This is a genomic window from Mesorhizobium sp. M0001 (genome assembly GCF_040324255.1).
Taxonomy (GTDB): domain Bacteria; phylum Pseudomonadota; class Alphaproteobacteria; order Rhizobiales; family Rhizobiaceae; genus Mesorhizobium.
Genome location: NZ_JAMYVS010000009.1, coordinates 66,958 through 89,876 on the forward strand (window position 1 = coordinate 66,958; position 22,919 = coordinate 89,876).

The window sequence follows — 22,919 nt, forward strand, 5'->3', positions numbered from 1 at the left end:
CTTGATTGATCGTTGACACCAGATATCGGCCTGATTGCCTCTTGCCGCCAATCAAACGTCGATCACGACCCATAAGGAGGGCTTATGCCCGATCTCAAGGCACCACAGCTCGCCCAGTTGCCGCCGCTGCAGGCCATCAGGGTGTTCGAAGCCGTCGCGCGGCATCTCTCCTTCACCAAGGCCGCGCAGGAACTCGGCATGACGCAGGCCGCCGCCAGTTATCAGATCAAGCTTCTGGAAGAGCGCATCGGTTCGCCGCTGTTCCTGCGCCAGCCGCGACAGATTGTGCTGACGGAACCCGGCCAGCGCCTGGCGCCCGCCGTCAGCGAGGCGTTCAGCCTGCTCTCAAGCGCCTATTCCGCCGCGCGTGGGGGCGCCGATGGTGTGCTGTGTGTCTCGACGCTGCTGACCTTCGCCTCGAACTGGCTGGCGCAGCATCTCGGCTCCTTCCAGGTCGCGCATCCGTCGCTGGCGGTGCGCGTCGATACCTCGAACAGGGTGATCGATTTTGCCCGCGAGGACATGGACATCGCTATCCGCTCCGGCAGCGGCAAGTGGCCTGGAGTGGAGACCCATCTTTTGTTCAAGGCCGATTTCACCCCGGTGCTGAGCCCGGCACTCGCTGCCACCATAGGTGGCGTCCACGAACCCGCCGACCTGTTCAAGCTGCCCATTCTCGATCCCGGCGACATCTGGTGGCGGGAATGGTTCGCCCTTGCCGGCGTCCCGGCGGACGAACTTGCCAGGCGCACCGGCACCAGCATGGGCGCGCAGGCCTATGAGGCGAACGCGGCCATCGCCGGCCATGGTGTGGCGATCCTGACCACCGCATTGTTCAAGACCGAGCTCGCCGCCGGCCGCCTGATCCAGCCCTTCGACCTAGTCGGCGACGACGGCCACGCCTATTGGCTGGTCTACCCGACGGCGCGTCGCAACGTGCCGAAGATAAAAGCCTTCCGGGACTGGATCCTGGCCGAGATCGCCTGCGCCTGAGGGCGAGCGACTCGCGGATTGATTTCCGAGATGCAAAGCGAGCCATGGATCCGCGACGAATGCTCGCTTTCGCGGACAAACAGCTGCGATCGGGCCACCCGGTTAACCAAGCTTGACAAAAACGCTGTCGATATCACTCGCCCGGCATAGGCTTGTGCTTGTGACGACCCAATTGAGCAGGATCAATCGTCTGCAGATTGAAACAGGGTCGATCAGCCGGCTGATGAAAGTCTATCGCGTCGAAGAAATCGAAAACAACACCGTGCGCACGACGCAGGTGATCGAAGCATCTACGCCGTTTCAAGCTGCCGTGAAGGCAATCGGCCGGGAAGTTAGGCTGCGCAAGGACGAGCCCAGCTGGATCCAGGTGACGGAAGTGCTGACCAGAGCCAAGCAAACACGCGACGGCAGGGTTTTCGAATATTCCGTCGGAAGCTACCCGTCCCACGGCTGACGGGCTGGGCCCCATCGCTCCCTTGGCGCCATGATTGGGTTGCGATGGGTCGGCATCTACCCGCTCTCACATCCCGTGCAAACAGCTTCCCAAATCCGTTCAATATCCTCTACGCGCGCAACGCCGCGCTCCGCCTTGCGTGCTGCGCTGCAGCATCGAATCTGGCTTGACATAATTTATGCCAAGTGAGTAATTGCCCATTACCAAGGCAAATGCTCATCTTGGTTCATGGGAGGAATTTGATGAAACTGCGCACGCTCACCCTGGGCTTGTTGTCGGCCAGCGCTTTCGCTTTTGCCGCACACGCCGAATCCATCACCATCGCCACGGTCAACAATGGCGACATGGTCCGCATGCAAAAGCTGACGGACGACTTCACCAAGGCGAACCCCGACATCCAGCTGAACTGGGTCACGCTCGAAGAGAACGTGCTGCGCGAGCGCGTCACCACCGACATCGCAACCAAGGGCGGCCAGTATGACGTGATGACGATCGGCACCTACGAGGTTCCGATCTGGGCCAAGCAGAGCTGGCTGTTGCCGCTCGACAAGCTCGGCGACGACTATGACGCCAAGGACATCATCCCGGCCATCGCCGGCGGCCTCTCGGTCGACGGCAAGCTCTATGCCGCGCCCTTCTACGGCGAAAGCTCCTTCGTCATGTACCGCAAGGACCTGATCGAGAAGGCCGGGCTGACCATGCCCGATGCCCCGACGTGGGACTTCATCAAGCAGGCCGCCGACAAGATGACCGACCGCGCCAATGGCGTGAACGGCGTATGCCTGCGCGGCAAGGCCGGCTGGGGCGAGAACACGGCGTTCCTGACGGCCATGTCCAACTCGTTTGGCGCCCGCTGGTTCGACGAGAACTGGAAGCCGCAGTTCGACCAACCGGAATGGAAGAACACACTGCAGTTCTATGTCGACCTGATGAAGGCCGACGGTCCGGAAGGCGCTTCGTCCAACGGCTTCAACGAGAATCTGGCTCTGTTCCAGCAAGGCAAGTGCGGCATGTGGATCGACGCCACCGTGGCGGCGTCCTTCGTCTCGGATCCGAAGGCCTCGAAGGTGGCCGACAAGGTCGGTTATGCTTTGGCGCCGGACAATGGCCTCGGCAAGCGCGCCAACTGGCTCTGGGCATGGTCGCTGGCGATCCCCGCAGGCACGCAGAAGGCGGAATCCGCCCAGAAGTTCGTCTCATGGGCGACCAGCAAGCACTATGCCGAACTGGTCGCTTCCAAGGAAGGCTGGGCCAACGTTCCTCCGGGAACGCGTTCCTCGCTCTACGCCAATCCCGAGTACCAGAAGGCGGCCCCGTTCGCCAAGATGACGCTGGACTCGATCAATGCCGCCGATCCGGCGCATCCGACGGTCAAGCCGGTGCCCTATGTCGGTGTGCAGTTCGTCGCCATTCCTGAGTTCCAGGGCCTCGGCACAACCGTTGGCCAGCTGTTCTCGGCGGCGCTCGCCGGCCAGACCAGCGTAGACGACGCGCTCAAGCAGGCGCAGGACGCCGCCACGGCGACCATGACCGAAGGCGGTTATATCAAGTAAGGCTCCTCCCGGTGCCGAATGCCGGTCGCCTCCTTGGCCGGCAACGGCCGCCCGAATCCCAGTTCGGGCGGCCCCTTTCACACACCTGAAAATTTGGCTGACCTTGAAGGGTGACCGTCATGGCTACTCAGCAGACCCGTTCGCTTGCCCGCTTTATGTTGGCGCCATCCGTGGTGCTGCTGTTCGTCTGGATGATCGTGCCGCTGGCACTCACGATCTGGTTCTCCTTCCAGCAGTACAATCCGCTCAATCCGATCCGCGACGGGTTTGTCTGGTTCTCGAATTACTCGCTGTTCTATTCCAACCCGGCATTCCTGCAGTCGATCCTCAACACGCTGGTCCTGGTGGGCAGCGTGCTGCTGATCACCGTCATCGGCGGCATCATGCTGGCGCTGTTGATCGATCAGCCGATGTGGGGACAGGGGATCGTCCGCATCCTCGTCATCTCTCCGTTCTTCGTCATGCCGCCGGTGGCTGCACTTGTCTGGAAGAACATGATCATGCACCCGCAATACGGCGTCTTTGCCGACATTGCGCGCTTCTTCGGGGCTCAACCGATCGACTGGTTCGGGCAGCATCCGATGCTTGCCATCATCATCATCGTCGCCTGGCAATGGCTGCCCTTCGCAACGCTGATCCTGCTGACCGCATTGCAGTCGCTCGACGGCGAGCAGAAGGAAGCCGCCGAGATGGACGGCGCCGGCTTCGTCAGCCGCTTCATCTATCTGACGCTGCCGCACATGTCGCGCGCCATCACCGTCGTCATCCTGATCCAGACCATCTTCCTGCTGTCGGTCTATGCCGAAATCCTGGTCACCACCAATGGCGGACCCGGCTATGCCTCCACCAACCTGCCCTTCCTCGTCTACCAGAAGGCATTGCTGGAGTTCAAAATCGGCCAGGCATCGGCCGGCGGTGTCATCGCCGTCATTCTCGCCAACATCGTCGCCTTCTTCGCCATGCGCGCGGTCGGCAAGAACCTGGACAAGTAAGGGAGGATACGATGGCACGCGCAGTCACCACCCAACACAAGGTCATTGCGACAGGCGCCGCCTGGATCGTCGCGCTGCTGATCTTCTTCCCGATCCTCTACACGATCATCACCTCGTTCAAGTCGGAGCAGGAGGCCATCCAGGGCTTCGCGCTGATCCCGTCGGGGACGTTCGAGAGCTATACCGAGGTCCAGGCGCAGAGCGGCTACTTCAAGTTCTTCTTCAACTCGGTGCTGCTCTCGGTCGGCTCGACCATCCTGGCCCTGATCGTCGCGGTTCCGGCCGCCTGGTCGATGGCCTTCTCGCCGGGCAAGTGGACCAAGGACATCCTGATGTGGATGCTCTCGACCAAGATGATGCCGGCCGTTGCCGTGCTGTTCCCGATCTACCTCATCTTCCGCGATGCCGGACTGCTCGACAGCCGCATCGGCCTGATGATCATGCTGATGCTGATCAACCTGCCGATCGTGATCTGGATGCTCTACACCTACTTCCGCGAAATCCCCGGCGAGATCCTGGAAGCGGCACGCATGGACGGCGCCACCCTGTGGGGCGAGATCGTCTATGTGCTGACCCCCATGGCCGTGCCGGGCATCGCCTCGACCATGCTGCTCAACATCATCCTGGCGTGGAACGAAGCGTTCTGGACCATCCGCCTGACCACCACCGAGGCGGCGCCGCTGACGGCCTTCATCAGTTCGTTCTCAAGCCCGCAAGGCCTGTTCTGGGCCAAGCTTTCGGCGGCATCGACGCTGGCCATCGCGCCCATCCTGATCATGGGCTGGTTCAGCCAGAAGCAGCTGGTGCGCGGGCTGACCTTCGGTGCGGTAAAATAACGGACGTTGCCTGAAGCAATCCGGCCAAATAACCCCTCGGGGAGGAAACCATGGGAAACATCACGCTCAAGAACGTCTCCAAGCATTTCGGATCGACGGTCATCATTCCAGGCCTCGACCTGGTCATCGAGAATGGCAAGTTCGTCGTCTTCGTCGGGCCGTCGGGTTGCGGCAAGTCCACGTTGCTGCGCCTCATCGCCGGGCTCGAGGACACCAGCGGGGGCACCATCAACATCGATGGCCGTGACGTCACCGGCGAGGCGCCGGCCAAGCGCAAGCTGGCCATGGTATTCCAGTCCTATGCGCTCTATCCGCATATGACGGTGGCCAAGAACATCGGCTTCCCGCTGAAGATGGCGGGCGAGGATGTGGCGACGATCGACAAGAAGGTGAAGGACGCAGCCCGGGTCCTCAACCTCACCAACTATCTCGAACGCCGGCCCGGCCAGCTCTCTGGCGGCCAGCGGCAACGCGTCGCCATCGGCCGCGCCATCGTGCGCCAGCCCTCGGCATTCCTGTTCGACGAGCCGCTGTCCAATCTCGACGCCGCACTGCGCGGCACCATGCGGCTCGAAATCAGCGAGCTGCACCATCAGCTCAAGACGACGATGGTCTACGTCACCCACGACCAGATCGAAGCCATGACCATGGCCGACAAGATCGTCGTGCTCAACGCCGGCAACATCGAACAGGTCGGCTCGCCGATGGAACTCTACAAGTCGCCGAAGAACCTGTTCGTGGCGGGCTTCATCGGTTCGCCGAAAATGAACCTGATCGAAGGTGCGCCGGCGGCCAAATACAACGCCAAGACCATCGGCATTCGTCCTGAGCATATGGGGATATCGACCACAGCGGGCGACTGGAAAGCCCTTGTCGGCGTCGCCGAGCATCTGGGCTCCGACACCTTCCTGCATGTCCAGGCCGACGGCGTCGGTCCGCTGACGGTACGCGCCGATGGCGAACTGGCCGTACGCCACGGCGACACCATCTATTTGACGCCGGACAAGGTCCGCATGCATCGCTTCGGCCCCGACGGAAAGGCGCTGACGCAGTGAGACTGAAAGGCAAATCGGCGCTGATCACCGGATCCGCGCGCGGCATCGGCAGGGCTTTTGCCGAAGCCTATACGCGCGAGGGTGCCACGGTGGCCATTGCCGACATCAATCTGGCGGCTGCCGAAAAGACGGCCGCCGAGATTGGCGCCAACGCCTATCCGGTCAGGCTCGACGTCAGCGACCTTGCTTCGATCCAGGCGGCGGTCAAGGCGGTCGAAACAAAGACCGGCGGCCTCGACATACTGATTAACAATGCTGCCTTGTTCGACTTGGCGCCGATCGTCGAGATCACCGAAGCGAGCTATGACAAATTGTTCTCCGTCAACGTCGCCGGCACTTTGTTCATGCTGCAGGCAGCGGCGCGTTCGATGATCGCAAGGGGCAAGGGCGGCAAGATCATCAACATCGCCAGCCAGGCAGGACGGCGCGGCGAGCCGCTGGTCGCCGTCTATTGCGCCACCAAGGCCGCGGTGATTTCGCTGACCCAGTCCGCCGGGCTCGACCTGATCAAGCACCGCATCAACGTCAATGGCATCGCGCCCGGCGTCGTCGACAGCGATATGTGGGATGAGGTCGATGCGCTGTTCGCCAAATATGAGAACCGGGCGAAGGGCGAGAAGAAGCGGCTGGTCGGCGAGGGCGTGCCCTATGGCCGCATGGGCAAGCCGGAGGACCTGACCGGCATGGCGGTGTTCCTGGCCAGCGACGACGCCGAATACATTGTCGCCCAGACCTACAATGTCGATGGCGGCCAATGGATGAGTTGATGGGCCGGGATCACGCAGGCCGCAGCCCGGCCAAAAGGGTAGAAAAATGACCGTGAAACTCTCCTCCTCGATCCTCTCGGAACTCCCCGCCAAGGTCGCCGGTCCGAAATACGACCGCGCTGCGCTCAAACCCGGTATCGTGCATTTCGGCGTCGGCAATTTCCATCGCTCGCATCAGGCGGTCTATCTCGACGATCTCTTCAATGCAGGCATCGGCCATGACTGGGCGCTGGTCGGCGCCGGGGTCTTCGAGGGCGAAAAAATCGGCCGTTCCAAGCTGCAGGAGCAGGACTGGCTGACCACCGTGGTCGAGCAGGATTCCGATCATATGAGCGCCCGCGTCACCGGCGTCATGATCGACTTCCTGACGCCCGGCGATGCGGATGCGATCATCGACCAGCTCGCCGATCCGGCGATCAAGATCGTCTCGCTGACCATCACGGAAGGCGGTTATTTCATCGATCCGGCCTCCGGCAAGTTCAACCCGACCCACCCCGACATCGTCGCCGACGCACAGGCAGGCACGACGCCGAAGACGGTGTTCGGCCTCATCCTTGCGGGCCTGATGCGCCGCCGGGCCGACGGCATCGTGCCGTTCACCGTCATGTCCTGCGACAACATCCCTCATAATGGCCATGTCACCTCGGATGGCGTCATTGGGCTGGCCCGGCTGATCGACGAGGATCTGGCGAACTGGGTCAGCGACAATGTCGCCTTTCCCAACGGCATGGTCGACCGCATCACGCCCGCCACCTCCGACCGCGAGCGCGGTATTCTCGCCTCGGAGTTCGGCCTTGAGGACAACTGGCCGGTGTTCTGCGAGCCGTTCAAGCAATGGGTGCTGGAAGACCGTTTCACCGACGGCCGCCCACCGCTGGAAAAGGTCGGTGTGCAATTCGTGAGGGATGTCGCGCCCTATGAGCTGATGAAGATCCGCATCCTCAATGGCGGTCATGCCACGATCGCTTATCCCGCAGGGTTGATGGACATCCATTTCGTCCATGAGGCGATGCAGGAGCCGCTGGTGCGCGGCTTCCTCGCCAAGCTCGAGCATGACGAGATCATCCCGACCGTGCCACCGGTGCCGGACACCGTGCTGGAGGATTATTATCAGCTCATCGAGCAGCGCTTTTCCAACCCCAAGATCGGCGACACCATCCGCCGGCTCTGCCTCGACGGTTCCAACCGGCAGCCGAAATTCATCATCCCGACCATTGCCGACCGGCTGAAGGCCGGCAAAGGCGTCGCGGGTCTGGCGCTCGAGTCCGCGCTGTGGTGCCGCTACTGTTTCGGCACCACCGACAGCGGCGCCGACATCGAAGCCAACGATCCCAGCTGGGACCGGCTGCAGGCAAGCGCGAAGGCGGCGAAGGATAAGCCCGGTGCCTGGCTTGCGATGGAGGATATCTATGGCGGTGTCGGCCGCTCGGCGCCGTTCGCCGAGGTCTTTGCCCATGCGCTCAACGTCTTGTGGGCGAATGGCACGCGCGCGACGCTGACGCGCTACATCTCCGGCAAGCTCTGACGCCAGCCGCAATGACGCCCGAACTGGTCATCTTCGACTGTGACGGCGTGCTGGTCGACAGCGAGGCGCTGTCGGTTTCGGCTCTGCTCGGCATGATCTCTGCCGCCGGGGGCTCGGTCAGCGAGGATGCGGCCTACGAGCATTTCCTCGGCAAGAGCATGAAGAGCGTGCGCGAGATACTTCTTCGCGATTTCACCATCGACATCACCGACGTGCATCTGACCGATATGCGCGTCGAGCTGATGCGCAAATTCCGCGAGGAGCTGAAGCCGATTCCCGGCATCAGCGACATCCTGCCGAGGCTGGGCGTGCCCTGCTGCGTCGCTTCCTCCGGCACGCTCGACCGCATTCGCTATGCGCTCGACGTTACCGGCCTGCTCGGCCTGCTCGAGCCCCATCTGTTCAGCGCTGCCATGGTCGCGCGCGGCAAGCCGGCGCCGGATCTTTTTCTCCATGCCGCCGCTGCTATGCGCGCGCATCCCGGTAATTGCATCGTAATCGAGGACAGCCCTGCCGGCATCGCGGCGGCGCGTGCGGCCGGTATGCGCGTCTTTGCTTTCACCGGCGGTTCGCACGCCGGCAACCCGGCCTTGAAAGCGCGGCTTGCGTCGAGTGAACCGGACTTTATATTCGCGGACATGCTGCAATTGCCCGATCTGATTGCAGGCTAGAGCATGATGCCGAAAAGTGTGAAGCGGTTTTCGGACGACATCATGCTCTACTTCTTTGATTTAGAGACGGATTCAGATTTCAGGTCGAACAGACCTGAAATCATACGGCTCTAGGGAGCGAGAGTAAAAGCATCTTGACGAAGAGCTTCGTTTGCGCGGTCGATGTCGGCACCGGGAGCGCCCGCGCGGGCATTCTCGATACGTCAGGCACCTTGCTCGGCCGCGCCGAGCATCCGATCGTCATGAACCAGCCGAAGGCCGATCACGCCGAGCACAATTCGCAGGATATCTGGTCGGCGGTCTGCATCGCGGTGCGTGCCGCGCGCGAAAAGGCCGGTGTGTCAGCCGACGATATTGTCGGCATGTCGTTCGACGCCACCTGCTCGCTGGTGGTGCTGGACAGGAATGCCGGCCAGCTCAGCGTCTCGGTGACGGGCGAACGGCGCTGGGACACCATCGTCTGGCTCGACCATCGCGCCATCGCCGAGGCAGATGAATGCACCGATAGCGGCCACGCCGTACTCGACTATATCGGTGGCGTCATGTCGCCGGAAATGGCGACGCCGAAGCTGATGTGGCTAAAGCGCAATCTGCCGGGAACTTGGCATGAAGCCGGCTACCTATTCGACCTCACCGATTTCCTGACCTGGAAGGCGACCGGGTCGCTGGCGCGCTCGCAATGCACGCTGACCGCCAAATGGACCTATCTGGCGCATGAGGAAACCGGCTGGCGCCGTGACTTCTTCGACAGGGTCGGGCTTGGCGATCTGTTCGAACACGGCAGCCTGCCGGAGAAGGCAAGTGCTGTCGGCGCAGACATCGGCACGCTCACCCCTGAAGCGGCGGCGGAGTTGGGCTTGAGCGAAAACTGTCGGGTCGGCGCCGGCGTCATCGATGCCTATGCCGGCGCGCTTGGCGTGCTCGGCGGCTTTGCTGGCGACGAGCAGAATATCGGCCGCCATCTGGCATTGATCGCCGGCACCTCGTCCTGCGTCATGGCGATGTCGCCCGACCCGCAGCCTTTCGCCGGCGTCTGGGGTCCATACTATGGCGCCGCACTGCCAAAGCTCTGGCTGTCGGAAGGCGGACAGTCGGCCACTGGTGCCTTGCTCGACCACATCATTCGCTGGCATGGCGCCGGCGGCGAGCCGGATGCGGCCATGCATGCCAAGATCGCCAGGCGCGTCGCTGAACTGCGCAGCACCGAAGGCGACAAGCTGGCGGCGAGGTTGCATGTACTGCCGGATTTCCACGGCAACCGCTCGCCGCTTGCCGACCCGCATGCCGTCGGCGTGGTCAGCGGGCTGACGCTGGATTCCTCCTTCGACAGTCTGTGCAAGCTGTATTGGCGCACCGCCGTCGGCATCGCACTCGGCGTGCGCCATGTGCTGGAGGCGCTGAACGAGAACGGCTATCTCATCGACACGCTGCATGTCACCGGCGGCCACACCAAGAACCCGTTGCTGATGGAGCTTTATGCCGACGCGACCGGCTGCGCGGTGATCGAGCCGCTGGCCGACGAAGCCGTTCTGCTCGGCACCGGCATGGTCGCCGCCACCGCGGCCGGTCTGTTCCCGGACCTGAATGCCGCTTGCGTCGCCATGCAGCAAGGCGGCAGGGCGCGCACCTCGAACCCGGCCGCGTCAGGCCGCTTCGACCGCGACTACAGGATTTTCCTCGAAATGCACCGCCAGCGGCAGGAGCTCGACGCCATCAGCTAGAGCAATTGCAGGAAAAGTGTGAAACGGTTTTCCGTCCGGAATTGCGTACCAAATCTAGGCCTCCTCTCGCCGGCGCAAGGATGCGCCGGTCGCCGCGTCGAACAGATGCACGCTCTCCTCCTCGAATGTGTAGCGCACAGGCGCGCGCAACGCCGGGCATTCGCGGGCCGATACCAACGCGCCGACCTCCTTGCCGCCGCAGGCGAACGTCACCAGCGCGTCATTGCCGTGGAACTCGATGAGGTCGGCGGTGCCTTGCAGAAGATTGATGCTCTGAGCACCGGCGGTCTTCAGGTCCGGCGGTCGGATTCCAAGCACGGCGCGATGGACGCCGCGCAGATCGAAGCCCAGGCCTTCTATGAAGAAGGTCGAGCCGCCGCCTGTCAGCGTCCAGCGTTCGTCCTTCCGCCCGACGGCCACGTCGATGAAATTCATGTTCGGCGTACCGATGAAGCCGGCGACGAACAGATTGCCCGGCTGGCGATAGATCTCGGCCGGCGAGCCGATCTGTTCGATGACGCCATCCCTGAGCAGCACTATCCGGTCGGCCAGCGTCATCGCTTCGAGCTGGTCGTGGGTGACATAGACGGTAGTGGTCTTCAGCGACTGGTGCAGGCGGGCGATTTCGACCCGCATATGGTTGCGAAGTTTGGCGTCGAGATTCGACAGCGGCTCGTCGAACAGGAACACTTTCGGCGTCTTGATCATGGCGCGCGCAATCGCCACGCGCTGCTGCTGGCCGCCGGAAAGTTCGGTCGGCTTGCGGGCGAGGTAAGGTTCGAGGCCGAGCGTCGTTGCCACCGCCTCGACCCGCTTCCGGATCTCGGCCGGGGGCACTTTCTGTCGCTTGAGCCCAAAGGCGATATTGTCGAAGATCGTCATATGCGGGTAGAGCGCATAGTTCTGGAAAACCATGGCAATGCCGCGCTCGCCGGGCTCGAGATCGTTGACCACTTTGCCGCCGATCGACACTTCCCCGCCGCTGATATCCTCCAGTCCGGCCAGCATCCTGAGCAAGGTCGACTTGCCGCAGCCGGACGGGCCGAGGAATACGACGAATTCGTGCTCCTCGATCGAGAGATTGAGGTCTCGGATGACGGTAGTGGCGCCGTAAGCCTTGTCGACATGGGAGCAAACGATCGCGGACATGGTCAGCCCTTCTCGCCGGTAAGAAGGATTTGCAGCTTGACGTCTTGCGGCTTGCCTTGCGCCGCCCGCTCGAAGGCCTCGATGCTGTCCGAGAAATCATAAGTGCCGGTGATCAGCGGCTTGAGGTCGACCTTCCCCGAGGCGATCAGCTGCAGCGCGCGGTCGAAGATGTTGGCGTAACGGAACACCGTCTCGATGCGCACTTCCTTGGAGATCGCCGCCGGAACGTTGAGGCTGACCGGTTCGACCGGCAGTCCGACCAGCACCACCGCGCCGCCCGGCCGCACGACATCGAACAGGTCGGAGAATGCCTTCGGGCTGCCGCTCGCCTCGAACACGATATCCGCGCCCCAATTGTCGGTCGCGGCGGAGACTGCGTCGACCAGCGATTGCTCACCTATATTGACCGGCACGATGCCGGGATATTGCGCGGCAATCTTGAGCTTGGGTGCGGAAAAATCGGAGATCAGCACCTTCGAGCAGCCGCCGGCCAGCGCCGCCAGCGCGATCATGATGCCGATCGGGCCGCAGCCGACGACGACGGCGACGTCGCCAGGCACGATGCGGGCGCGGCGCGCCGCCTGCATGCCGATGGCAAAGGGTTCGACCATCGCGCCTTCGGCGAAGGTGACATTGTCCGGCAGTCTGTAGGTGAAGGCGGCCGGGTGCACGGCATAGGGCGCCAGCACGCCATGCACAGGCGGCGTCGCCCAGAAGGAGACGTCAGGGTCGACATTGTAGATGCCGAGCCTGGTCGCGCGCGACGACAGGTTCGGCACGCCCGGCTCCATGCAGACGCGGTCGCCGACCTTCAGCGTGCCGACATTGGCGCCGATCTCGACGATCGTTCCCGCGGCTTCGTGGCCGAGCACCATCGGGGCCCGCACGACATAGCTGCCGATGGCGCCATGGGTGTAATAGTGCACGTCGCTGCCGCAGACGCCGACCGTGTGGATGGCGATCTTGACATCGCCCGGTCCGACGTCGAGCGGCAGCGCGATCTCGCGCAGCGACAGTTCGCCTTTTTTCTCAAGCACCAGTGCCCGCATAGGTAAGTCCTCGCATCAAGTCTTTCTTTGCCGGAAAACGGAATTCAGGAAGCCGCTGAGCACGCCGAGGAACAGCAGCGGCGGTAGCGACAACAGCACGACCGAGGCGTTGAGGATTCCCCACGGCACGTTCATGCCTTGCTGTGAAAGTTCGGAAGCGACGATCGGCAATGTCTTGGCGTTGGAACTGGACAGCATCAGCGCGATCAGGAATTCGTTCCACACCAGCACGAAGCTGAAGGCGACGGCGCCGATCAGCGAGCGCGCCGCTACCGGCAGCGCAATGCGCCAGAACACCGAGTAAGCGCCGTAGCCGTCGACGAAAGCGGCTTCCTCGATTTCCTTCGGCACGGCCTGGAAGGCGGGAATGGCGAGCCACATGATCACCGAGATGGTGAGCAGCGAATAGGTGACGATCAGCGCCGGCACGGTGTCGTAGAGCCCGATCTGCAGCCAGATCACCATCAGCGGAATGGCGACTGCCACCGGGGGCAGGAAGCGCAGCGACAACACGAAGAACTGGATGTCGCCAGCGAAGCGATTGGGATAGCGCGCCACCGCATAGGCTGCCGGAAGGCCGAGCATGACGCCGATCAGCACGGCGACGCCGCAGGAAATGACCGAGTTATAGAGACCGGTCATTACGCTGTCGCGGCCGATGATGTAGCTGATATTGTCGAAGGTCGGGGTAAACACCAGGCGCGGCACGCGGGTGATGATGTCGACATTGTTCTTCAGCGAATTGACCGCCGTCCAGGCGAGCGGAAACACCGCCATGAAGCCGGCGAAGGCCAGGATGATCTTGCCGATGAGGCGGCCCGGTCTCATGCGATACGGCCTCATGCCTGCACCCGCTTCCACAGCATGGTGAAGGTGATGACAGTCGCGATCATCATCAGCACCGCCATGGCCGAGGCATAGGACACCTTGCCGGATTCGATGAAGCCTTGCGAGAAGGCGTACATGTCGAGCGTCTCGGTCGCCACGCCCGGCCCGCCGCGCGTCATCACATAAATCAGGTCGAAGGAGCGCAGCGATTCGATCATCTTGACGAACATCAGGCTGATCAGCGGCGCCTTCAGCATAGGCAAGGTCACATAGGCATGGATCTGCCAGCGTTTGGCGTGGTCGAGCCGCGCCGCTTCGATCGGCTGCGGCGGCAAGGTCTCCAGAAGCTTCAGCACGATGACCGCGAAGAACAGTCCCCACTGCCAGACATCGACCGAGGCGACGGCAAACAGGGCCGTCGACGGCTTCGACAGCGGGTCGAAGATCAGCCCGCCGGTGATCAGCCTGTAGGGATAGGTGGCGATGCCGTAGAGCGGATGATAGGCAAACTTCCACACGAAGGCCGCCGAGACACGCGGCAACAGCACCGGGATGATGAACAGCAGGCAGTAGATGTTGCGCAGCCGCGGCGACGCTACTTCGAACATCAGCACGCCGAGCCCGATCGCCACCATCATCGTCGCCACCACGGTGACGATTTCCCACTTCACCGAAACCCAGACCGCGTTGAGGAAACGCCGGTCGGCGAACAGGTCGATGAAGTTCGACAGCCAGACCCAGGAATAGTCCGACGAGCTCAGCTCGCGGTTCTGCAGCGCAATGACGATGGCGTACAGCGTCGGCACCATCGACAGCACCAGAAGAATGGCGAGCGTCGGAACCAGAAACGTCACGGGCAGGGAAGAGCGTCGGCGCATTGCCTATCCTCGGGCTGTGCCTTTTGGGGAGAACCCGCGGCGCACAGGTCCCGGCATCCGGTCGAATCCGTGGACCGCGCGCCGCGGGCGGGAGGATTACTTCTTCTTCACCAGCTCGTTGGCGTAGGCCTCGAGTTCGTCGAGGCCGCCCTTGACGTCGGTGCGCGTGCCGGTGACCAGCTCTTCCAGGATGATGCCCCAGCGGTCGCCGAGATCCGGCCAGCGCGGATCCTGCCAGAAGTTCACCGCCGTCACCTTGCCGGTATCGGCAAGCGCCTGGCCGAGATCGGCGCCATAGATGTCGGCGAACTCCTTGCTGGACAGCACGCTGGTGCGGTTGAGCTCGCCGAATTGGTGCGCGTCGAGCCGGCGCTTCTCGTTCTCTTTCGACGTCGCCCAGGCGATGAACAGGCCGGCGCATTGCTTCGCGGCGTCATCGGCATTGGCCTTGGCGGCGATGGCGAGGCCGTGGCCGTAGCCGCCGCCGGTCAGTGGCGAGGGCGGCGGCAGGAAGCCGATCTTGCCGACCACTTGCGAGGTCTTCGGGTCGACCGCCATGCCCGACAGCGGCGTCGATTCGACCAAGATGGCAACCTGGCCCGACAGGAAGGCGCCGGTCGATTCATCCCAGCTGCCGGTCTGCGTGCCGGGCGCTGAATCCTTGAACAGTTTAAGATAGGTCTCGGTCGCTTTGACCGCGGCCTCGGAGTTGAAAGCCGGCTTGTCACCGTCGAACCATTTTCCGCCATAGGCCTTGAAGAACGGCATCCAGCGCCAGACATTGGCGCCCGAGCCACGCGCGCCGCGCAGCGCGATGCCGTACATGCCCTTGTCGGGATCGGTCAGCTTCGGCACGTCGGCGATCAACTCGTCCAGCGTCTTCGGCGGCTGGATGCCGGCGGCTTCCAGAATGTCCTTGCGGTAGACCATCAGGTCGCCGCCGCCGGTCAGCGGCGCGAACCACACCTTGCCGTCATAGGTGGCGACCTTCTGCCGGCCCGGGTCGAAATCGGCGTAGTCGTAGTCAGCCGGGTAATAGTCGGTGAGCGGCACGATCCATTTCGACGAGGCGAACAGCGCGACATTGGCTTCGTCGACATAGTAGACGTTGTAGTTGCCGACCGTGGACGCATCGGCGCGCGACTTTGCCCGGCGGTCGTTCTCGTTGAGATAGTCGATCTGGAAGCTGGCGCCGGCCAGTTTCTGGAACTCGTCCTTGGACGCTTCCAGCAGCGTCAGCCCGTCACGCGGTTGCGCCAGCACCTTGACCGGCGCCGAGCAGACCGGCGCCGCCAGCGCCATGGTCGAGAGGGTCGTGGTAAGCATGAAAGCTGCGCTTATGCTCGCAGCGAGCCGAATTGGTTTCATTGATTTACTCCTCCAGGAACAGTCGCAGGAAGCGGAAGTCTTCGGTTGCGCGATCCTCGCCATCGCCCGAGCGACAAGCCGCCCATCGCCAAAATGAGGAGTTGCTAAAGGCCGCGCTAGAAGCCCCGTTGCAGCAGACCTGTACTTTTATGCATTGTGCGCTGCAAAATCCGGCCCGCCTGCACAGCCTCTGTCACATGAGTACCGATGGAGTGAGGAAGGCCGGTTTTCAGGCGCGCATCGTCATCCGCTGCTTCGACAGCTTGCGGTAAGATGACGGCGTCATCCGGTGCTTGCGCAGGAAGGCGCGGTTGAAGTTGGCGATGTTCATGTAGCCGACCTGGAAGCAGATGTCGGTGATCGGAATATCGGTGTCCGCCAGCAGCTTGCAGGCTTGCCAGAGCCGGAGCTTGGCGATGTGGTCGCTGAAACTGTTGCCGGTGTTTTTCTGGAAGAAGCGCGAAAACGTGCTTTCGCTCATCCCCGCCAGCTCCGCCGCCTCCGGCAGCTTCAGGTCCTCGGCGAAGTGCTGGAAGAGATAGGTCAGCGTGCGCTGGATGATGTCCAGCGAGGTTGCGTCGAGCGCGGGTGAGAAATCCGGCGAGGACAAAAGCTCGTATTCGTCTGTCCTGGCCAGCAGATCGACCAGTTCGAGGAAGAGGCAAAACCGGGCGAGCCCGTGCACGGTGCCCATCCTTTCCATCAGCGCAGCGCCGTCGAGCGCGGCGCGGCCATGGAAGACGATGCCGCGCAGCGATCGCTCCAGGAACGGTTCCAGTTCGCGCAGCTCCGGCAGCAGTCCCGCCGAGCCGCGCAGCCGCTGCGGATCGAATTGCAGCACGATGTCGCGTCCTTCGATCAGCTCGCCGGGTTGCACCGATGTCACCCAGTCATGCGGCAGCCCGCCGCCGACGATGCTCAGGTAGCCCGGCCCGAATTCGCCGATGTGATCGCCGACCAGCGCGACCCCGGAAGACTTCCTCAGGAGATGGATCTCGTATTCCGGATGAAAATTCCAGACATTGCGCTCCCAGGGATAGTCGTCGAGCCGCCACAGGAAACTGTCGCTCGCCTCGGTGACGATGTGCTCGAAAGCCGGCACCGTGCGAGGGATCGCGGCCGTGTTCTTTCTGCGCCTGAATGCCATCGTCTGCTCTCCGGGGCGTATGAGGAAGCGACTGGTTTCGGGTAATCCGTAGCAGTCTGTTGCCCGCAAGTGAACGATGTCTGCCTCAGCGATTTCAACGCCGGCTCTCGATGATCTCGATGAAGCGGGCGAACAGCCCGGCTTGGGATTTGACGCCGAGTTTGCGATGGATGTTGCGGCGATGAACCTTCACCGTTCCCGGCACGATGCGCATGGCTCTCGCGATCGACTCGGTGGAATGCCCCTGCAGCACCAGATCGACGACATGCTTTTCGCGCGGGGTCAGCGACAGGCTTTCCCAAATGTGGGCGCGGTCGAACTCGTTGACGGCGGCGATCGTCTCGCCCTGCTCCGCTTCGTCCTGCTCCTCGGCCGCAAGTGCGGGCCAGCGCAACCGGGCGAAGTTGATGACCGCCGGCGCCATGTCGCGCAGCAGCCTGGCATCGGCGGTGCCGAAGGGGCCGGAGGCCTGCAATCGCATCAGCGACAGCACCAGCGCATCCTTGCCGGGCAATGGCACGAAGAAGCCGACCTCCTCGGCGAGCCTTGTCTGACTGTAGTAGGTGCGAAAATACTCGCTGGCATAGAAGCGGTCGGGCGCCAGTTCGCGCATGCGCCAGAACCCCTCCTTGCGCTCCACCGCCGCGTGATGAAACGGGTCGAGCAGGTAAGGCCCTTCCTGATAAAGCGTGACGAAGACATGGCTCTCGTCAGGCGAGAAGGTTTCGAACAGCAACGGCGGCCGCGAAGCGCCGCGATAGCCGAAGATCACGCAGTGGTCGAAGCTGACATGCTGCCTCAACCAATCGACCATAGCCTGGCCGAACAGGTCGCCGCTGGTCTCTCGCGTTGCCGCGACAAGGGCAGCGAGCCGGCTGTATTCGTCGCTGCGAGATGCGCTCAAAATATACCCCCTTAAACGAGAAAATAGATCAGATATACCACCAGCGAGGTATATACTAGCCGCCATTGGCTCTGGTAGCGTCCTGAAATAGCCCTGTTGCTGGAGCCAGCACTTTGACCGCAGTGCCCGACATCGAGTTTCGCGGCGTCACCAAGCGCTATGGCGCCGTGACCGCTGTCAGCGGCATCGATCTGGCTGTGCCGCCCTCCGCCTTTGTCGCCCTTCTCGGACCGTCCGGCTGTGGCAAGACCACATGCCTGCGCATGATCGGCGGCTTCGAGCAGCCGAGCGAAGGCCAGGTGTTCATCCGTGGCCGGGACATGGCCGGAACGCCACCCTATCGTCGGCCGGTCAACATGGTGTTCCAGCAATACGCGCTGTTTCCGCACCTCGATGTGGAAGCCAATGTGTCCTACGGGCTGCGCCAGGCACAGCCACGCCTGTCGTCGCAGGAAATCGGCCGGCGCGCCGGCGAGGCGCTCGAAATGGTGCGGCTCGCCGGCTATGGCCGCCGCAAGATCCACGAACTCTCCGGCGGCCAGCAGCAGCGCGTCGCGCTGGCGCGCGCACTGGTCAACAAGCCGGCGGTGCTGTTGCTCGACGAGCCGCTGGCGGCGCTCGACAAGAAACTGCGCACCGATATGCAGATCGAGTTGCAGAACCTGCAGCGCGAGATCGGCATCACCTTCGTGCTGGTCACCCACGACCAGGAGGAAGCGCTGTCGATGAGCGACTTCGTCTGCGTCATGAATGGCGGCCGCATCGTACAGCTCGGCCAGCCGAGCGAGATCTATGACGAGCCGGCCGACCTGTTCGTCGCCGACTTCGTCGGAAAGACCAATCTGTTGAGCGGCAAGGTTGCCGGGCATACAGGCGATCTTGTCAATGTGGCGCTGGCGGACGGAACCGTCATTGCCGCGCGCAAACGAACCGCCTTGCAGCAGGGCGAGACCGTTTCTGTCAGCCTGCGTCCTGAATCGCTAAGCCTCGGCGCCACCAAAGGCAGCCCTTTCAAGGGCATCGTGCGCAACCGGATCTTCTTGGGCTCGACGGCGGAATACGCCATCGAGGTGCAGGGCATCGGAACGCTGCTGGCCAAGGCCGACCATGTGATCGGCCATGGCAACCTCTTCAAGCCGGGTGAACCCGTCGCCATCGGCTTTGCCTCCGGGACGCCGCTGGCGTTTCCGGAGACCAAGAACAACGGGACCAACCAGAGGGTAGCAAAAAATGTCGAAATCATATCGTGACGGACTGCCGATTAGCCCTGAGAACTTCGTCGACCAGCTGATGCGCCTGAAGCGCGGCTCGATCGGCCGCCGCGACTTCCTCCGCCTCACCGGCCTTGGCATCGCAACCGCGGTGATGGCGCGCGAGCTCGGCATCATGCCGACGCCGGCCTTCGCCGCCGAAAACCTCGGCGACCGCATGTCGATCGCCACCTGGCCGAACTATCACGACCCGCAGACCTTCGAGAATTTCAAGAAGGACACCGGCGTCGCCGTCGAGGTCAACGTGTTCGGCTCCAATGAGGAGATGCTGGCCAAGCTGCAGGCCGGCGCCTCGGGCTGGAGCCTGTTCGTGCCGACCAACTACACGATCTCGACCTACAAGAAACTCGGCATCATCGATCCGCTCGACATGGCCAAGCTGCCGAATTTCGACAGCTCCCAGGAGGACCCGCGCTTCACCTCGGAAGGCACGATCGACGGCACGACCTACGCGGTGCCGAAGAACTGGGGCACCACGGGCTTTGCCGTCAACACCAAGAAGCTGGCCAAGCCGATGACCAGCTGGAAGGAATTCTGGGACGTCGCCATGGCCGAGGGCGATGGCCGCACCATGGTCCACGACTACCAGCTGACCACAATCGGCAACGCGCTGAAATATCACGGCTATTCCTTCAACTCGCTGAAGCAGGACGAACTCGCCAAGGCCGAGGAGCTGCTGCTCAAGGTCAAGCCGCATCTGTTCGCGGTCTCGTCCGACTACCAGCCGGGCATGCGGGCGGGCGACGCCTGGATGACCATGTGCTGGACGAATGACGGCGCACAGCTGCATCGCGATATCCCGGAGATCGCCTATGTGCTGGGCAAGGAGGGCGGCGAAATCTGGACCGATTTCTACGCCATCCCGAAGGACGCGCCGAACAAGCCGGCCGGCTATGCCTTGCTCAACTATCTGATGACCCCTGAGGTCGCGGTGAAGGAGCATCTGGCCAACGGCGCGCCGTCGACCGACGCACGCGTCAACAAGCTGCTGCCCAAGGAAGTGCTGGACAATCCGATCCTCTATCCGGCGGCCGACCTGTTGACACCGCTGGAATTCGGTGCGGCGGCGACGCTGACCGATCCCGGCCGCGCCGAGCTGATGGCGCGCTTCAAGTCGGCTTGAGGCCGGCCTGACGCAAACGGAAACCGGTGGGCCTATGTCCGCCGGCATCGGGGCGGTTTCCATGCACGGCAACAGATTTCGGTATAACATCCTGACAGCGCTGCTGCTCGCTCCGGCTACAGCGTGGCTGGTGGTGTTTCTGGTGTTGCCGTTCGTCGCCATTGCCGTGTTCAGCGTCGGCGAGCGGGCGCCGGAGGGCGGCTACCAGGCCGCCTTCACGCTGGCGCAATATGCCAACCTCCCGGCGCGGGCGACTGCCTTCTGGAACACCATGATGCTGGCGCCGGTGGGCGCGCTTGCCTGCCTGCTCGTCGCCTACCCCGTCGCCTACTACCTTGCCCTGAAGGCGCCGCAACGCTGGCGGCTGATCCTGCTTGCGCTCGTCGTCATTCCGTTCTGGACCAGCCTTTTGATGCGTACCTATGCTTGGATGTACATTCTGGGCGGACGCGGCATTCCCGCGCTGCTGGCCTTTGTCGGCATCGAGGATGTCAGGCTGATCAACACGCCGGGCGCCGTGCTGCTCGGCATCGTCTATGGCTATCTGCCGCTGATGATCCTGCCGATCTATGTCAGTCTCGAGCGGCTCGACCGAAGGCTGCTGGAAGCCTCCGCCGATCTCGGCGCGACCCCGCTCTCAACCTTTCTGGGGGTGACGCTGAAGCTGTCGCTGCCGGGCGTCATGACCGGCTTCTCGCTGGTCATGATCCTGCTGCTCGGAGAATACCTGATCCCGACGCTGCTTGGCGGCGGCAAGGTGTTCTTCATCGGCAATGCGCTGGTCGACCTGTTCCTGCAGTCGCGCAACTGGCCGTTCGGATCGGCCATCGCCATCACGCTGGTGGCGGTTTCGGTGGTGGTGCTGATCGCGGCAAACCGCATTTCGACACGGGTGTCGGGCGCCCGCAGGGTGGATCTGATCTGATGCGCGCCTTCGTCACAGCCGTCTTCGCCTTCCTCTATCTGCCGATCGCGTTGGTCGTGCTGTTTTCCTTCAACGCCGGCCGCCATGCCAGCGAGTTCACCGGCTTTTCGGTGCAGTGGTACGGCACGGCGCTGTCGAACCCGTTCCTGGTCGAGGCGTTGAAGAACAGCCTGTTCATCGCCACCACCAGCGCCCTTCTGGCGGCGGTGTGCGGCACGGCGGCGGCACTCGGCCTGGCGCGGGTCGGGCTCAGAACCCGCGCCGTCTTCGACGCGCTGATGGGTGCCGCGATCGTCGTTCCCGGCGTCGTCATCGGCATCTCGACGCTTGTCGCGCTGGTCCAGCTGTTTGGCGTGCTCAACCCGTTCCTCGCCTCGATCTGGCCAAACGACCAGCCGCCGCGCCTGTCGCTCGGCTATGGATCGATCATCGCCGCCCACGGCCTGTTTTCGATGGCGTTGGTGACGATGATCGTCGGCACGCGTCTCGCCAGCCTCGACCGCAACCTGGTCGAGGCCTCGAGCGATCTCTACGCCACGCCGCTGACGACGTTTCGCTCGATCGTGCTGCCGCAGATCATGCCGGCGGTGATCGCCGGCTTCCTGCTCGCCTTCACCTTCTCCTTCGACGATTTCATCGTCGCCTTCTTCGTCGCCGGCGCGCAGACGACGCTGCCGATCTATGTCTTCGCCTCGATCCGGCGCGGCGTGACGCCGGAAATCAACGCCATCGCCACCATCGTGCTCGTCGCCTCGGTTCTTCTGGTGGTGCTTGCCCAATGGCAGCTGCGCCAGCGCCAGCCGTCAAACTGAACAAGCCATCCAGCTGAAAGACAAATTCATGATCCTTAGAGACCGCATCGCCGTGGTGACGGGCGCCGGTTCCGGCATCGGCCGAGCCGGCGCCATGATCATGGCCAGGGAAGGCGCTGTGGTGGTCATCGCCGACCGGGATAAGACCAGCGGCGAGACGACAGCGGCGGACATCCGGGCAGTGGGCGGGCAGGCCGAGGCGATTGTCACCGACGTCTCTGACGACGCGGCGGTCGGGCAGCTCATCACAGGCACGCTCGGCAAGTATGGCCGCATCGACATTCTGCACAATCACGCCGGCATCCAGGTCGGCGGCACGCTGACCGAGGTCGAGGTCGATGGTATGGATGCGTCATGGCGCATCAATGTACGGGCGCAGTTTCTGGCCGCGCGGCTGGTCATGCCGGCAATGGTCGCGCAAGGCGGCGGCGTCATCCTCAACACGGCTTCGAATTCGGGCGTCTTCTACGATCGCGAGATGATCGCCTATGCCACGTCCAAACATGCCGTGGTGGCGATGACCAGGCAGATGTCGCTCGACTATGCCCGCCACAATGTGCGCGTCAACGCGCTCTGCCCGGGCTGGGTCGACACGCCCTTCAACGAGCCGTTCATCGCCCAGATGGGCGGACGCGAGGCGATCGAGACCTATGTCCGCACCAAGATCCCGATGGGGCGCTGGGCGAGCGCCGAGGAGATCGCAGAAGCGATCCTGTTCCTCGTTTCCGACCGCTCATCCTTCATGACCGGCCAGGCGCTGGTGATCGACGGCGGCGAAAGCATCGGCTGATCCAAGGGCGGCCGGATAGGAGGGTTCCCGCCTCTGGCTCAATCGCCGGCTGCCCGTCCTCCCTTGCCTTCATCTCGCATTTCGTCCAATAGAACGACACAAACGCCG

22 protein-coding genes are annotated in these 22,919 nt (G+C 63.0%); 15 read left to right on the forward strand and 7 right to left on the reverse strand.

Annotated elements, in window-relative coordinates; translation table 11 throughout:
- Positions 1–84: 84 nt before the first annotated feature.
- The 10 genes from NKK50_RS23090 to NKK50_RS23135 all read left to right on the forward strand — a co-directional run bounded on the left by NKK50_RS23090 (position 85) and on the right by NKK50_RS23135 (position 10,567).
- Positions 85–993, forward strand: coding sequence for a LysR substrate-binding domain-containing protein (locus NKK50_RS23090; RefSeq protein ID WP_023671245.1), 909 nt, complete (start codon positions 85–87; stop codon positions 991–993).
- Between the two features lie 112 nt (positions 994–1,105).
- Entirely contained in the window at positions 1,106–1,447 is a 342-nt protein-coding gene (locus NKK50_RS23095) for a hypothetical protein (RefSeq protein ID WP_352543901.1), read from the forward strand.
- Between the two features lie 242 nt (positions 1,448–1,689).
- Positions 1,690–3,000, forward strand: a complete 1,311-nt coding sequence (locus NKK50_RS23100) for an ABC transporter substrate-binding protein (RefSeq protein WP_023746514.1) — start codon at positions 1,690–1,692, stop codon at positions 2,998–3,000.
- Positions 3,001–3,119: 119 nt separating this feature from the next.
- On the forward strand, positions 3,120–3,992 hold the full coding sequence (locus NKK50_RS23105; protein ID WP_023671249.1) for a carbohydrate ABC transporter permease: 873 nt from the start codon (positions 3,120–3,122) through the stop codon (positions 3,990–3,992).
- Between the two features lie 11 nt (positions 3,993–4,003).
- The gene (locus tag NKK50_RS23110; RefSeq protein WP_023671250.1) at positions 4,004–4,828 is read left to right on the forward strand and encodes a carbohydrate ABC transporter permease; all 825 of its coding nucleotides are present in this window, start codon (positions 4,004–4,006) and stop codon (positions 4,826–4,828) included.
- A gap of 50 nt (positions 4,829–4,878) precedes the next feature.
- Complete coding sequence (locus NKK50_RS23115; RefSeq protein ID WP_352543902.1) at positions 4,879–5,883, forward strand: ABC transporter ATP-binding protein; 1,005 nt, start codon at positions 4,879–4,881, stop codon at positions 5,881–5,883.
- A complete protein-coding gene (locus NKK50_RS23120) occupies positions 5,880–6,650 on the forward strand; it encodes an L-iditol 2-dehydrogenase (protein WP_352519361.1) in 771 nt (256 codons plus the stop codon). Before NKK50_RS23115 ends, NKK50_RS23120 begins: the two co-directional genes overlap by 4 nt.
- Positions 6,651–6,696: 46 nt before the next feature.
- Positions 6,697–8,175 (forward strand): mannitol dehydrogenase family protein, encoded by a 1,479-nt coding sequence (locus NKK50_RS23125; protein WP_352543903.1) that lies wholly within the window; start codon positions 6,697–6,699, stop codon positions 8,173–8,175.
- Between the two features lie 11 nt (positions 8,176–8,186).
- A complete protein-coding gene (locus tag NKK50_RS23130) occupies positions 8,187–8,846 on the forward strand; it encodes an HAD family hydrolase (protein WP_023683588.1) in 660 nt (219 codons plus the stop codon).
- Between the two features lie 134 nt (positions 8,847–8,980).
- Complete coding sequence (locus NKK50_RS23135; protein ID WP_023750399.1) at positions 8,981–10,567, forward strand: FGGY-family carbohydrate kinase; 1,587 nt, start codon at positions 8,981–8,983, stop codon at positions 10,565–10,567.
- A 54-nt stretch (positions 10,568–10,621) separates the two neighbouring features.
- Here the strand turns inward: NKK50_RS23135 and NKK50_RS23140 are convergent, their stop codons facing one another.
- The 7 genes from NKK50_RS23140 to NKK50_RS23170 all read right to left on the reverse strand — a co-directional run bounded on the left by NKK50_RS23140 (position 10,622) and on the right by NKK50_RS23170 (position 17,890).
- Positions 10,622–11,716: an ABC transporter ATP-binding protein gene (locus NKK50_RS23140; protein ID WP_023700457.1), complete on the reverse strand. Its 1,095-nt coding sequence runs from the start codon at positions 11,714–11,716 to the stop codon at positions 10,622–10,624.
- Between the two features lie 2 nt (positions 11,717–11,718).
- The gene (locus tag NKK50_RS23145; RefSeq protein WP_023700456.1) at positions 11,719–12,765 is read right to left on the reverse strand and encodes an NAD(P)-dependent alcohol dehydrogenase; all 1,047 of its coding nucleotides are present in this window, start codon (positions 12,763–12,765) and stop codon (positions 11,719–11,721) included.
- Positions 12,766–12,780: 15 nt separating this feature from the next.
- On the reverse strand, positions 12,781–13,593 hold the full coding sequence (locus NKK50_RS23150; RefSeq protein WP_352543904.1) for a carbohydrate ABC transporter permease: 813 nt from the start codon (positions 13,591–13,593) through the stop codon (positions 12,781–12,783).
- An 11-nt stretch (positions 13,594–13,604) separates the two neighbouring features.
- A complete protein-coding gene (locus NKK50_RS23155) occupies positions 13,605–14,471 on the reverse strand; it encodes a carbohydrate ABC transporter permease (protein ID WP_023683583.1) in 867 nt (288 codons plus the stop codon).
- A gap of 96 nt (positions 14,472–14,567) precedes the next feature.
- Positions 14,568–15,839: an ABC transporter substrate-binding protein gene (locus NKK50_RS23160; protein WP_023693095.1), complete on the reverse strand. Its 1,272-nt coding sequence runs from the start codon at positions 15,837–15,839 to the stop codon at positions 14,568–14,570.
- 229 nt (positions 15,840–16,068) lie between these two features.
- Positions 16,069–16,986 carry an AraC family transcriptional regulator gene (locus NKK50_RS23165; protein WP_023752497.1) on the reverse strand — a complete coding sequence of 306 codons (918 nt, stop codon included), beginning with the start codon at positions 16,984–16,986 and terminating at the stop codon, positions 16,069–16,071.
- 94 nt (positions 16,987–17,080) lie between these two features.
- A complete protein-coding gene (locus NKK50_RS23170; protein ID WP_023745861.1) occupies positions 17,081–17,890 on the reverse strand; it encodes a helix-turn-helix transcriptional regulator in 810 nt (269 codons plus the stop codon).
- Positions 17,891–18,003: 113 nt separating this feature from the next.
- On the opposite strand from NKK50_RS23170, the gene NKK50_RS23175 reads away from it, so the two are divergent.
- The 5 genes from NKK50_RS23175 to NKK50_RS23195 all read left to right on the forward strand — a co-directional run bounded on the left by NKK50_RS23175 (position 18,004) and on the right by NKK50_RS23195 (position 22,811).
- On the forward strand, positions 18,004–19,140 hold the full coding sequence (locus NKK50_RS23175; RefSeq protein WP_023745860.1) for an ABC transporter ATP-binding protein: 1,137 nt from the start codon (positions 18,004–18,006) through the stop codon (positions 19,138–19,140).
- Entirely contained in the window at positions 19,121–20,284 is a 1,164-nt protein-coding gene (locus NKK50_RS23180) for an ABC transporter substrate-binding protein (RefSeq protein WP_023711362.1), read from the forward strand. Before NKK50_RS23175 ends, NKK50_RS23180 begins: the two co-directional genes overlap by 20 nt.
- A gap of 61 nt (positions 20,285–20,345) precedes the next feature.
- Positions 20,346–21,209 carry an ABC transporter permease gene (locus tag NKK50_RS23185; protein WP_023693099.1) on the forward strand — a complete coding sequence of 288 codons (864 nt, stop codon included), beginning with the start codon at positions 20,346–20,348 and terminating at the stop codon, positions 21,207–21,209.
- Positions 21,209–22,021 carry an ABC transporter permease gene (locus NKK50_RS23190; RefSeq protein ID WP_023671267.1) on the forward strand — a complete coding sequence of 271 codons (813 nt, stop codon included), beginning with the start codon at positions 21,209–21,211 and terminating at the stop codon, positions 22,019–22,021. Before NKK50_RS23185 ends, NKK50_RS23190 begins: the two co-directional genes overlap by 1 nt.
- 28 nt (positions 22,022–22,049) lie before the next feature.
- Positions 22,050–22,811 carry an SDR family NAD(P)-dependent oxidoreductase gene (locus NKK50_RS23195; protein WP_352543905.1) on the forward strand — a complete coding sequence of 254 codons (762 nt, stop codon included), beginning with the start codon at positions 22,050–22,052 and terminating at the stop codon, positions 22,809–22,811.
- Positions 22,812–22,919 lie beyond the last annotated feature (108 nt).